The sequence below is a fragment of the Streptomyces sp. NRRL WC-3549 genome, from assembly GCF_000721935.1.
Classification (GTDB): domain Bacteria; phylum Actinomycetota; class Actinomycetes; order Streptomycetales; family Streptomycetaceae; genus Streptomyces.
The window spans coordinates 4,200-16,780 of the sequence record NZ_KL585420.1; the positions used below are offsets into that span (position 1 = coordinate 4,200).

Sequence of the window (12,581 nt, forward strand, 5' to 3'; positions counted from 1 at the left end):
GGCCCGGGGCACACCGCCCCGGGCCGGACCCGTTCCCACGCGGGTGCGTCAGGCGCCCTTGCCGAGCTCCCAGAGCTGGAGGTCGGCCGAGGAGGTGACGGCCCATTCCACCCCGGTCAGGCCCTCGAGCGAGGCGACGTACTGCTTGCCCTGCCAGATCGGGAGGACCGGGACGTCCTTGGCAACGATGTCCTGGATCTTCTCGAAGATCGGTGAGGCCGCGCTGCGGTCGGCCGCGCTGCGGGACTCGGGGATCAGCGTCGTCTGGGTGACGGTGGACCGGTACGGCGAGTTCAGGAAGTTGTTCTTGTCCAGGAACGGCGCCGTGTAGGTGTCCGGGTCCGGGAAGTCCGGGAACCAGCCCATGCCGTAGACCGCGTACTCGCCCTTCTTCTGGGCGGGGCGGAACTTGGACCACGGGGCGCCCTCGACGTCGACGTCGAAGAGCTCGGAGGCGTTGAGCTGCTTCGCCAGCGCCTTGAACTCGGTGGCGGTGGCGGAGCCGTAGTGATCGGTCGTGTAGTGGAGCGTGAAGGAGACCGGGGTGCTGATACCGGCCTCCTGGAGGGTCTTGGCCGCCTTGGCGGCGCTGGGTTCGCCGTAGGTGTTGAAGAAGGAGTTGGTGTGCCCCGTGATGCCCGACGGGATGAGCGAGTAGAGCGGCTCGGCCGTGCTCCCGTACACCTCACCGGCGATCTCGCCGCGGTCGATGACCTGGGCGACGGCCTGGCGCACCGCCTTGTCCTTCACCACGGGTTCCTCGGTGTTGAACGCGAGGTAGCTGATGGCGAGCCCCGGCATCTCGGTGAGCTTGACGCCTTCCTGGGGCTCCACGAGCATCTTCTGCGACTGCTCGGGCGACATGGTGCGCGTCATCATGTCGATCTTCTTGTCGTCGAGCGCCTTGCCCATCGCGGTGGAGTCGGGGAAGAGGTTCAGCTCGACCTTCTCGTTGAGGACCTTCAGGTCTCCCTTGTACTTCGGGTTCTTGGTGAAGACCACCTTGACGACCTGGTCACCGTCGACCTCGGGCTTCATCGTGTACGGGCCGGAGCCGTCGACCTGGAAGCCCTCGCGGGCGGACTTGGCCGGGTACTTGTCCTTCTGGACGATGCCGGCGGCCGGGGTCGCCAGCTTGTACGGGAAGGTCGCGTCCGGCGTGTTCAGGTGGAAGACGATCTGGTCCTCCCCCTTGGTCTCGATCGTGTCGATGTTGTCGAGCAGACCGACCGGGCCGTTCTCCTCCTTGATGTCGATGACACGCTGGACGGAGTACTTCACGTCCTCGGGGGTGAGGGGCGTGCCGTCGGCGAAGGTGAGGCCCTCGCGCAGGGTGCAGCGGTAGCTCTCGTTCTCCAGGTCGGTGAACTCGCAGCTCTCCGCCGCCTCCGGCACCGGCTCGCCGCCGCCGCGCGGGATGTGGGTCAGCGTCTGCACGGTCTGGCGCAGGACGTTCCAGACGCCCGCCTCGTAGCCGATCGCCGGGTCGAGCGGGGCCGGGTTGTCCTTCGAGGCGACGAACTGGTCCGTGGTCCCGACAACGATGGCATCGCCGCCGCCGTCCGACCCGCCACAGGCGGCGAGCACGGGGGCGAGCAGGCCCACCACGGCGGGCAGCACCAGCGTCTTGCGGTTCATCTGGCCGTTCTCCCTCATTCCGTCATGTGAGAAAACCGAGATTAGTAGGCGCCGCAGGGGTGGTTGACCGGTGCAACCAGGCGGCGTATCCACTCGGTGATCAGCCATGACGGGGTGTCCACCACCCCCTCGGGAATGTTTCGTACAGCCCTTCATGAACCCGGACTTATACCTGCCCCGGACGTGCGGGCGGGCCGCTCAGGCGAGCAGACGCGGGTGACCCGGAGTGACGAAGCTCACGCCGGGGGCCCGCATCGCGGATTGTCATGAACCTGATTTAGGCGGATTTCGAGAGGCGGACGCGCACATCTTCACGGCAAGGTGTTCGCCGTTCGTCCACAAGGGGACGCTCGGTGTGCGGGTCATCCCTTTCCGGTTACCAGGCCCTTCAGAAATGCGAGATCCACGTGTTCGAGGGACGGGACGACGGCCCGCCCCGGCGCCGGCGCGATCGGTGCGACGGACGGCACCGCGACCACCCGGCAGCCCGCGGCCTCGGCCGCGGCGACCCCCGTGGCGGTGTCCTCGATGACCGCGCACCGCCCTGGTTCGGCTCCGAAGCCGGCGGCCGCGGCGAGGTAGGGCTCGGGGTGGGGCTTGGTACGCGTCACCTCGTCCCCGGCGATCGTCAGCGCGAAGTGGTGGTGGCCGACCGAGTCCAGCACCCGGTCGATGATCCGGCGGTGCGAGGCGGAGACCAGCGCGGTGGGCACCTCGTGCGCGGCGAGCTCGGCCAGCAGCCGTGCGGCCCCCGGCATGAGCGGCACCCCGCGTCCGATGCGCTTCTCGAAGCGGTCGTTGAGCAGCACGGTGAGCTCCTCGATGCCGATCGCCGCACCGGTGGCCTCGATGAGGTAGCCGGCGCTGCGGGTCATCGGCCCTCCGACGACCACGTCGCGCCAGGCGGTCTCGAGCCGGTGGCCGAGGTCGGCGAAGACCTCGACCTCCACGTCCCACCAGAAACCCTCGGTATCGACGAGCGTGCCGTCCATGTCGAGCAGGACGGCCTGCAGCGCCGAGCCTTCGGCCGTACGGGTCAGGGACGCGGGGACCGTACTGGTCATCCGGCACACCTCCATGGGGGACGAGAAGGCCGGCCGCCGTCCCGCGGGGAACGGCGACCGGCCTGCACTGGACCGACCAGTGTACGACTCGCGCGGGTACGGTGCGTGGAGATCAGGTCACCGCGCGTCGAACAGCGCCTTACCGTGCGTTGAAGTACTTGGCTTCGGGGTGGTGGATGACGATCGCGTCGGTGGACTGCTCCGGGTGGAGCTGGAACTCCTCCGAGAGCTGGACGCCGATGCGCTCCGGTTCCAGCAGCGCCGCGATCTTGGCCCGGTCCTCCAGGTCGGGGCAGGCCCCGTAGCCGAGGGAGAACCGCGCGCCGCGGTACTTGAGCGCGAACATGTCCTCCACGTCCGAGGGGTCCTCACCGGAGAATCCCAGCTCGCTGCGGACCCGTGCGTGCCAGTACTCGGCGAGGGCCTCGGCGAGCTGGACGGACAGACCGTGCAGCTCCAGGTAGTCGCGGTAGGAGTTGGCCTCGAAGAGCTTGGCGGTCTCCCCGCCGATCTTCGAGCCGACGGTGACGACCTGGAGGCCGACCACGTCCCGCTCCCCCGACTCCTCCGGGCGGAAGAAGTCCGCGAGGCACAGGCGGCGGCCACGGCGCTGGCGGGGGAAGGTGAAGCGGGTGCGTTCGGAACCGTCCTCGTGGAGGAGGATCAGGTCGTCGCCCTTGGACACGCACGGGAAGTAGCCGTAGACGACGGCGGCTTCCAGCAGGTTCTCGGTCTGGAGCTTGTCGAGCCAGCCCCGCAGGTGCGGGCGGCCCTCCGTCTCCACCAGCTCCTCGTAGCTGGGGCCGTCGCCGGCCCGGGCCTGCTTGAGGCCCCACTGGCCCTTGAACAGGGCGCCCTCGTCCAGCCAGGAGGCGTACTCCTTGAGCTGGATGCCCTTGACGACGCGGGTGCCCCAGAAGGGCGGCTCGGGCACCGGGTTGGTGGCCGAGACGTCGGAGCGTACGCCCTCCTCCGCCGGGGCCTCCTCCGGCAGCGGGGTGTCCCGCTTGGGCACCCGGCGCTGCTTCAGCTCGGGAAGGGTGGCGCCGGGCACCCCGCGCTTGACCGCGATCAGGGCGTCCATCAGGCGCAGCCCCTCGAACGCGTCGCGGGCGTAGCGGACCTCGCCCTCGTAGACCTCGTGGAGGTCCTGCTCGACGTAGGCCCGGGTGAGGGCGGCGCCGCCCAGGATCACCGGGTAGTCGGCCGCCATCTTGCGCTGGTTCAGCTCCTCCAGGTTCTCCTTCATGATCACCGTGGACTTCACCAGGAGGCCGGACATGCCGATGACGTCGGCCTTGTGCTGCTCGGCCGCGTCCAGGATCGCCGAGACCGGCTGCTTGATGCCCAGGTTGACGACGGTGTAGCCGTTGTTGGAGAGGATGATGTCGACGAGGTTCTTGCCGATGTCGTGGACGTCACCGCGGACCGTGGCCAGCACGATGGTGCCCTTGCCCTCGTCGTCGGTCTTCTCCATGTGCGGCTCCAGGTGGGCCACCGCGCTCTTCATCACCTCGGCGGACTGGAGGACGAAGGGCAGCTGCATCTGGCCCGAGCCGAACAGTTCACCGACGACCTTCATGCCCGCGAGCAGGGTGTCGTTGACGATCTCCAGGGCGGGCCGGGTCAGCATGGCCTCGTCCAGGTCCGCCTCCAGGCCGTTCTTCTCGCCGTCGATGATGCGGCGCTGGAGGCGCTCGTCCAGCGGGAGGGCGAGCAGTTCCTCCGCCTTGCCCGCCTTCATCGACTTCATGTTGACGCCCTCGAAGAGCTCCATGAGCTTCTGCAGGGGGTCGTAGCCCTCGGCGCGCCGGTCGTACACGAGGTCGAGCGCGACCTTGACCTGCTCCTCCTCCAGCCGGGCGATCGGGAGGATCTTCGAGGCGTGCACGATCGCGGAGTCGAGGCCGGCCTTGACGCACTCGTCGAGGAAGACGGAGTTGAGCACGACGCGCGCGGCGGGGTTGAGCCCGAAGGAGATGTTCGACAGACCGAGCGTCGTCTGGACGTCGGGGTGGCGCTTCTTGAGTTCGCGGATCGCCTCGATGGTGGCGATGCCGTCCTTGCGCGACTCCTCCTGACCGGTGCAGATGGTGAAGGTCAGGCAGTCGATGAGGATGTCCGGCTCGCGGATGCCCCAGTTCCCGGTCAGGTCCTCGATGAGCCGCTCGGCGACGGCGACCTTGTGTTCGACGGTGCGGGCCTGGCCCTCCTCGTCGATGGTCAGCGCGATCAGTGCCGCGCCGTGCTCGGCGGCCAGGGCACTGACCTTGGCGAACCGCGACTCGGGCCCGTCCCCGTCCTCGTAGTTGACGGAGTTGAGCACCGCACGTCCGCCCAGCTTCTCCAGGCCCGCGCGCAGTACGGGCAGCTCGGTGGAGTCCAGCACGACGGGCAGGGTGGAGGCGGTGGCGAAGCGGCCGGCCAGCTCCTCCATGTCGGCGACGCCGTCACGGCCGACGTAGTCGACGCAGAGGTCGAGCATGTGGGCGCCTTCGCGGATCTGGTCGCGCGCCATCTCCACGCAGTCGTCCCAGCGCGCCTCCAGCATGGCCTCGCGGAACTTCTTCGACCCGTTGGCGTTCGTACGCTCGCCGATCGCCAGGTAGGAGGTGTCCTGGCGGAAGGGGACGCTCTGGTACAGCGAGGCGGCGCCCGGCTCCGGGCGCGGTTCACGGACGCCGGGGGCGAGGCCGCGTACCCGCTCCACGACCTGGCGCAGGTGTTCGGGGGTCGTACCGCAGCAGCCGCCCACCAGGGAGATGCCGTAGTCGGCCACGAACGTCTCCTGGGCGTCCGCGAGCTCCTCGGCGGAGAGCGGGTAGTGGGCGCCGTCCTTGCCGAGGACCGGCAGGCCCGCGTTCGGCATGCAGGACAGCGGGACACGGGAGTGCCGGGCCAGGTAGCGCAGGTGCTCGCTCATCTCGGCCGGGCCGGTGGCGCAGTTCAGGCCGATCATGTCGATGCCGAGCGGCTCCAGCGCGGTGAGCGCGGCTCCGATCTCGGAGCCCAGCAGCATGGTGCCGGTGGTCTCGACGGTGACGGAGCAGATGACGGGCAGGTCCGCGCCGGTGGCCGCGAGGGCGCGCCGGGCGCCGATGACGGACGCCTTGGTCTGGAGCAGGTCCTGGGTGGTCTCCACCAGGAGGGCGTCGGCGCCGCCGGCGATCATGCCCTCGGCGTTCTGCTGATAGGCGTCGCGGAGTTTGGCGTACGGGGCGTGGCCCAGGGTCGGCAGCTTGGTGCCCGGCCCCATGGAGCCGAGCACCCAGCGCTGCTGCCCGGTGGAGGCGGTGAACTCGTCCGCCACCTCGCGGGCGATGCGCGCGCCCGCCTCGGAGAGCTCGAAGACCCGCTCGGGGATGTCGTACTCACCGAGGGCCGCGAAGTTGGCGCCGAAGGTGTTCGTCTCGACGCAGTCGACGCCGACCGCGAAGTACTCCTCGTGCACGGAGCGGACGATGTCCGGGCGGGTGACGTTGAGGATCTCGTTGCAGCCCTCGAGGTTCTGGAAGTCGTCGAGGGTGGGGTCCTGGGCCTGCAGCATGGTGCCCATGGCACCGTCGGCCACCACCACGCGGGTGGCGAGTGCCTCACGGAGGGCTGCGGCTCGGTTCCGGCTGTCGGCGGAAGGGGTCGGCAACGAGGCCATGGGTGTTCTCCCTGGGATGCGACGGCTGTCGGCTTCGCCCCTTCGGTGGAGGGGGCACGCGGCCAGGGTAGCCGGGGACCGCCGGGGCCGGTCGTCGCGTTCCAGCAGACGGACTGCATGCTGTGCGGTGGGCCAACCGGGCCGGGTGTCGGCGCGAACCGATCGCACCACCGGACAAAGTTCGGCATCGACCGATAGTGTTCAGCATTGTCGAACCGAGGTGGAGGAGTACGGCGCGATGGCCAAGAACATCCAGTCGCTGGAGCGGGCAGCGGCGATGCTGCGTCTGCTGGCGGGAGGCGAGCGCAGGCTCGGACTGTCCGACATCGCCTCCGCGCTGGGACTGGCCAAGGGCACCGCGCACGGCATCCTGCGCACCCTGCAGCACGAGGGCTTCGTCGAGCAGGACCCGGCGTCCGGGCGCTACCAGCTCGGCGCCGAACTGCTGCGGCTGGGCAACAGCTACCTGGACGTCCACGAGCTGCGGGCCCGCGCCCTGGTGTGGACCGACGACCTGGCCCGCTCCAGCGGCGAGAGCGTCCACCTCGGCGTCCTCCACCAGCGCGGCGTACTGATCGTCCACCACGTCTTCCGGCCCGACGACAGCCGCCAGGTACTGGAGGTCGGGGCCATGCAGCCGCTGCACTCCACCGCCCTGGGCAAGGTGCTCTGCGCCTACGACCCGGTCGCCTCCAGCGAGGCCGCCGAGGCGGAGCGGCAGGCCTTCACCCCGCACACCGTGACCGGCGGCATCGAGTTCCAGGCCCTGCTGGACACCGTACGGGCGCGGGGCTGGGCCGCGGACGCGGAGGAGACCTGGGAGGGCGTGGCCGCGGTGGCGGCCCCCATCCACGACCGTCGCCGGATGCCCGTGGGCGCGGTGGCCGTGACCGGCGCGGTCGAACGCATCCGCCCCGGGGGCGAGCTGCGCCCCGAGCTGATCACCGCGGTCCGCGACTGCGCCCGCGCGGTCTCGCGGGACCTGGGCGCCAACCGCTTCTGAGCACGCCTCCACCCCGGGTGACGAGCTCGTCCCCCACCGCATTCGGCTGCCCGAAACCCTTGACGCGTCTCCGCCGGGAGGAAACACTGCCGTTCACCGGTCGGCATTGTCGAACACTAAACGGCAATAGGAGTTAGGGTGTGACAGTGCCGAGGGCCGGTCAAGCCCTCTACAGGTGGCGTACCCGCACATGGGGGATACCCACCTGGGGCGCGGTTCATCGGACGGACTCGACGGACCGCGTTCCCCTGGACGAAGGACAAAGGAGTCGCGGTGTCCAGCTCCGACATCTTCATCGGCGAGACCATCGGTACCGCCATATTGGTTCTGCTCGGCGGCGGTGTCTGTGCCGCCATCACGTTCAAGCGCTCGAAGGCGTACAACGCCGGATGGGTGGCCATCGCCTTCGGGTGGGGCTTCGCCGTCCTGACCGCGGCCTACATCTCCTCGGGCGTGTCGGGCGCCCACCTCAACCCGGCGGTCACCCTCGGACTCGCGATCCAGGGCGGCACCCCCTGGGGCGACGTCCCGCTGTACCTGGCCTCGCAGCTCCTCGGCGCGATGATCGGCGCGGTGCTGGTCTGGGCGGTGTACTACGGGCAGTTCCACGCGCATCTGACCGACCCCGAGGTCATCGAGGCGCAGCCCGCCGAGGAGGGCATGGTCGACCAGTCGACGGCCCCGGCGGCGGGCCCGGTGCTCGGTGTCTTCACCACCGGCCCCGAGATCCGCAACGCGGTGCAGAACATGGTCACGGAGGTCATCGCCACCGCGGTGCTGATCCTGGCGATCCTCACCCAGGGCCTCAACGATGAGGGCAACGGTCTCGGCCCGCTCGGCGCGCTGATCACCGCGCTGGTCGTCGTCAGCATCGGCCTCTCGCTCGGCGGGCCCACCGGATACGCCATCAACCCCGTACGCGACCTCGGCCCGCGCATCGTGCACACCCTGCTGCCCCTGCCGAACAAAGGCGGGTCCGACTGGGGTTACGCCTGGGTACCGGTAGTGGGACCGCTGGTCGGCGGCGCCCTGGCCGGCGGCCTCTACAACCTCGCCTTCGCCTGAGGCGCACCTTCACCACCACACAGACTTCCGGGAGCACACCGTGACCGACGCACACACCACCGGCCCGTTCATCGCGGCCATCGACCAGGGCACCACGTCCAGCCGCTGCATCGTCTTCGACAAGGACGGCCGGATCGTCTCCGTCGACCAGAAGGAACACGAACAGATCTTCCCGAAGCCGGGCTGGGTCGAGCACGACGCCAAGGAGATCTGGGAGAACGTCCAGGAGGTCGTCGCCGGGGCGGTCGTCAAGGCGGGCATCACCGCCGCCGACGTCAAGGCGATCGGCATCACCAACCAGCGCGAGACCACGCTGCTCTGGGACAAGAACACCGGCGAGCCGGTCCACAACGCCCTCGTCTGGCAGGACACCCGCACCGACGCCCTGTGCAAGGAGCTCGGCCGCAACGTCGGCCAGGACCGCTTCCGCCGCGAGACCGGTCTGCCGCTCGCCTCGTACTTCGCCGGTCCCAAGGTCCGCTGGCTGCTGGACAACGTCGAGGGGCTGCGCGAGCGCGCCGAACGCGGCGAGATCCTCTTCGGCACGATGGACTCCTGGGTCATCTGGAACCTGACCGGCGGCACCGACGGCGGCGTCCACGTCACGGACGTCACCAATGCCTCGCGCACCATGATGATGAACCTGCACCGCATGGAGTGGGACGAGCGGATCTGCAGCTCGATCGGGGTGCCGACCGCGGTGCTGCCCGAGATCCGGTCCTCCGCCGAGGTGTACGGCAACGCCAGGGGCGGTGTACTCGACGGCGTGCCGGTGGCCTCCGCGCTCGGCGACCAGCAGGCCGCCCTGTTCGGGCAGACGTGTTTCGCCGAGGGCGAGGCCAAGTCCACGTACGGCACCGGCACCTTCATGCTGATGAACACCGGAGACACCCCGGTGAACTCCTACAACGGGCTGCTGACGACCGTCGGGTACCGGATCGGCGACCAGAAGCCGGTGTACGCCCTGGAGGGGTCCATCGCGGTCACCGGTTCGCTGGTGCAGTGGATGCGCGACCAGATGGGCCTGATCAAGTCCGCCGCCGAGATCGAGACGCTCGCCTCCTCGGTCGAGGACAACGGCGGCGCGTACTTCGTGCCCGCCTTCTCCGGGCTGTTCGCCCCGTACTGGCGCCCCGACGCCCGCGGGGTCATCACCGGCCTCACCCGCTACGTCACCAAGGCGCACATCGCCCGTGCCGTCCTGGAGGCCACCGCCTGGCAGACCCGCGAGATCAGCGACGCCATGACGAAGGACTCCGGCGTCGAGCTGACCGCCCTGAAGGTCGACGGCGGCATGACGTCCAACAACCTGCTGATGCAGACGCTCTCGGACTTCCTGGACGCGCCGGTGGTGCGCCCGATGGTCGCCGAGACCACCTGCCTCGGCGCGGCCTACGCCGCCGGCCTCGCCGTCGGCTTCTGGCCCGACACCGACGCCCTGCGCGCCAACTGGCGCCGGGCCGCCGAGTGGACACCCCGAATGGACGCGGTCACCCGTGACCGCGAGTACAAGAGCTGGCTCAAGGCCGTCCAGCGTTCGATGGGCTGGCTCGACGAGAACACCGCAGAGGAGTAGAGGATCATGACCACCCTGCAGAGCGTCCCCGCACTGGGGACGCACCCGGCCTCCGGCTCCCTCCCGAGCCGGGCCGAGACCCGGGACCAGCTCTCCAAGGCGACGTACGACCTCCTGGTGATCGGCGGCGGCATCCTGGGCATCTCCACCGCCTGGCACGCCGCGCAGTCCGGACTGCGGGTGGCCCTGGTGGACGCCGGTGACTTCGCCGGCGCCACCTCCTCCGCCTCCTCCAAGCTGCTCCACGGCGGCCTGCGCTACCTGCAGACCGGCGCGGTGAAGCTGGTGGCCGAGAACCACTTCGAGCGGCGGGCGGTGTCCCGGGAGGTCGCACCGCACCTGGCCAACCCGCTCACCTTCTACCTGCCCGTCTACAAGGGCGGACCGCACGGCGCGGCCAAGCTCGGCGCGGGCGTCTTCGCCTACTCGGCGCTGTCCGCGTTCGGCGACGGCGTCGGCCACGTGATCAGCCCGGCGCGGGCCCGGCGCGACGTGCCGGAGCTGCGGACGGACAACCTGAAGGCCGTCGCGGTCTACGGCGACGACCAGATGAACGACGCCCGGATGGCGCTGATGACGGTCCGCGCCGCCGTCGACGCGGGCGCCGTCGTCCTCAACCACGCCGCGGTCACCGGGCTGCGCTTCACCCGGGGCCGGGTCACCGGCGCCGAGCTGGAGGACCGTCAGGACGGTACGGAGTTCGGGGTGGACGCCCGCCTCGTCCTGAACGCCACCGGCCCGTGGGTGGACCACCTGCGGAAGATGGAGGACCCGGCCGCGGCCCCCTCCATACGCCTGTCCAAGGGCGCCCACCTGGTGCTGAAGCGCACCCGCCCCTGGAAGGCGGCGCTGGCGACCCCCATCGACAAGTACCGGATCACGTTCGCCCTGCCGTGGGAGGACATGCTGCTGCTCGGTACGACCGACGAGGAGTACGAGGGCGATCCGGCCGATGTCGCGGTCACCGAGAAGGACACGGCGCAGATCCTGGACGAGGCGGCCTTCTCGGTCCGCGACCAGCAGCTCTCGCGCGACCTGATCACCTACTCCTTCGCCGGGCTGCGGGTCCTGCCCGGCGGTCCCGGCAACACCTCGAAGGCCAAGCGGGAGACGGTGGTGACGGAGGGCCGCGGCGGGATGCTGTCGGTCGCCGGCGGCAAGTGGACGACCTTCCGCCACATCGGCCGCACGGTGATGGACAAGCTGGCCGCCCTGCCGGGCCACCCGCTGGCCGAGGACATGGAACCGATGGCGCGGCTGCCGAAGAAGCTGCCGCTGCCGGGCATCGCCAACCCGGACGCGGTGGCCCACCGGCTGCTGGTCGACGGCGGGACGCCGGGACCGCGGATGGCGGCCGACACCGCACGGCACCTGGCCACCCACTACGGCTCGCTCTCCTTCGACATCGCCCGGCTGGCCAACGAGGACCCGGCGCTGTCCGAGCGCATCCACCCCGACGCCCCGGAGATCTGGGCGCAGGTGGTGTACGCCCGGGACCGCGAGTGGGCCGAGACGGCGGACGACGTACTGCGCCGCCGGACGACGCTGACGATCCGGGGCCTGGCGACGGACGACCTCCGCGCCCGGGTCGAGAAGCTGCTGGCCGAGAGGGGCTGAGCACCGCGTACGGCAGAGGGGCGGCTCCGGTGGGGCCCGCGGGCGGCCCCACCGCGGGTACGCGGGCACGGAGGGGAGCGGGTGGCCGGAGGGGAGGGCGGCGGACCGCATAATGTCTCCATACATCGGATGTCTTGTGCGCGAGGAGGCCCCCCATGGCCGTCACCGACGAAGCGATCGAGAAGATCAAGGCGATGATCGTCTCGGGCGCGCTGGCGCCCGGCGACCGGCTTCCCAAGGAGAGCGAACTCGCGGCCGACCTGGGTCTGTCACGCAACTCGCTGCGTGAGGCGGTGCGCGCGCTGTCGCTCATCCGGATCCTCGACGTCCGCCAGGGCGACGGCACGTACGTCACGAGCCTGGACCCGCAGCTCCTGCTGGAGGCGCTCAGCTTCGTGGTGGACTTCCACCGCGACGACACGGTGCTGGAGTTCCTCGCGGTCCGCCGGATCCTGGAACCGGCGGCCACCGCGATGGCGGCCCCGCTCATCGAGGAGGAGCGGCTCGACGCGCTCGGTGCGCAGCTGGACGCACTGGGCCCGGACCCTTCGGTGGAGGAGCTGGTCGCCTGCGACCTCGAATTCCACCGGGGCATCGTCCAGTCGTCCGGCAACTCGGTCCTGTGCTCCCTGCTGGACGGTCTGTCCGGCCCCACGACCCGGGCCCGGGTCTGGCGCGGGCTGACCCAGCGGGACGCGGTCAGCCGCACCCTGCACGAGCACCGGGCGATCCTCGCCGCGCTCCGGGACCGGGACGCCGAGGCGGCCCGGTCCTGGGCGACGGTGCACGTGGCCAGCGTCGAGCAGTGGCTGCGCTCGACGCTGTGAGGCCGCCGGACGCGTGCGCGCAGCCGTGGTCAGGCCGGGCGCAGGCGCAGGCCCTGCATCCCCCCGTCGACGGCGAGCGCGGTACCGGTGACGGACGCGGCCGCCGGGCTCGCCAGATAGACGACGGCGGCGGCGACCT

Annotated in this window: 9 protein-coding genes; 5 read left to right on the top strand and 4 right to left on the bottom strand. The window is 70.3% G+C overall.

Annotated features, from left to right (window positions below; all coding sequences use genetic code 11):
• Positions 1-48 precede the first annotated feature (48 nt).
• From IH13_RS0124490 to metH, 3 genes are all read right to left on the bottom strand, one after another.
• Positions 49-1,638, bottom strand: coding sequence for an ABC transporter substrate-binding protein (locus tag IH13_RS0124490; RefSeq protein ID WP_031087891.1), 1,590 nt, complete (start codon positions 1,636-1,638; stop codon positions 49-51).
• A 362-nt stretch (positions 1,639-2,000) separates the two neighbouring features.
• On the bottom strand, positions 2,001-2,702 hold the full coding sequence (locus IH13_RS0124495; protein ID WP_031087893.1) for an HAD family hydrolase: 702 nt from the start codon (positions 2,700-2,702) through the stop codon (positions 2,001-2,003).
• Between the two features lie 139 nt (positions 2,703-2,841).
• On the bottom strand, positions 2,842-6,354 hold the full coding sequence (gene metH, locus IH13_RS0124500; protein WP_031087895.1) for a methionine synthase: 3,513 nt from the start codon (positions 6,352-6,354) through the stop codon (positions 2,842-2,844).
• Between the two features lie 238 nt (positions 6,355-6,592).
• Here metH and IH13_RS0124505 point away from each other — a divergent pair, with 238 nt between their 5' ends.
• The 5 genes from IH13_RS0124505 (at position 6,593) to IH13_RS0124525 (ending at position 12,442) form a co-directional block, all read left to right on the top strand.
• Positions 6,593-7,357 (top strand): IclR family transcriptional regulator, encoded by a 765-nt coding sequence (locus tag IH13_RS0124505; protein WP_031087897.1) that lies wholly within the window; start codon positions 6,593-6,595, stop codon positions 7,355-7,357.
• Positions 7,358-7,630: 273 nt separating this feature from the next.
• A complete protein-coding gene (locus IH13_RS0124510) occupies positions 7,631-8,422 on the top strand; it encodes an MIP/aquaporin family protein (RefSeq protein WP_031087899.1) in 792 nt (263 codons plus the stop codon).
• A 40-nt stretch (positions 8,423-8,462) separates the two neighbouring features.
• On the top strand, positions 8,463-9,998 hold the full coding sequence (gene glpK / locus IH13_RS0124515) for a glycerol kinase GlpK (protein ID WP_031087901.1): 1,536 nt from the start codon (positions 8,463-8,465) through the stop codon (positions 9,996-9,998).
• Between the two features lie 6 nt (positions 9,999-10,004).
• Complete coding sequence (locus IH13_RS0124520) at positions 10,005-11,615, top strand: glycerol-3-phosphate dehydrogenase/oxidase (protein WP_031087904.1); 1,611 nt, start codon at positions 10,005-10,007, stop codon at positions 11,613-11,615.
• Between the two features lie 155 nt (positions 11,616-11,770).
• On the top strand, positions 11,771-12,442 hold the full coding sequence (locus IH13_RS0124525) for a FadR/GntR family transcriptional regulator (protein WP_031087906.1): 672 nt from the start codon (positions 11,771-11,773) through the stop codon (positions 12,440-12,442).
• Between the two features lie 29 nt (positions 12,443-12,471).
• Here the strand turns inward: IH13_RS0124525 and IH13_RS42715 are convergent.
• On the bottom strand, positions 12,472-12,581 hold a 110-nt coding region (locus IH13_RS42715; RefSeq protein WP_031087908.1), incomplete at its 5' end, for an SDR family oxidoreductase.

Coding starts and splice junctions, on each gene's coding strand:
- IH13_RS0124525 (WP_031087906.1), top strand. CDS start 11,771: ATGGCCGTCACCGACGAAGCGATCGAGAAGATCAAGGCGATGATCGTC.
- metH (WP_031087895.1), bottom strand. CDS start 6,354: ATGGCCTCGTTGCCGACCCCTTCCGCCGACAGCCGGAACCGAGCCGCA.
- IH13_RS0124520 (WP_031087904.1), top strand. CDS start 10,005: ATGACCACCCTGCAGAGCGTCCCCGCACTGGGGACGCACCCGGCCTCC.
- IH13_RS0124490 (WP_031087891.1), bottom strand. CDS start 1,638: ATGAACCGCAAGACGCTGGTGCTGCCCGCCGTGGTGGGCCTGCTCGCC.
- IH13_RS0124505 (WP_031087897.1), top strand. CDS start 6,593: ATGGCCAAGAACATCCAGTCGCTGGAGCGGGCAGCGGCGATGCTGCGT.
- IH13_RS0124495 (WP_031087893.1), bottom strand. CDS start 2,702: ATGACCAGTACGGTCCCCGCGTCCCTGACCCGTACGGCCGAAGGCTCG.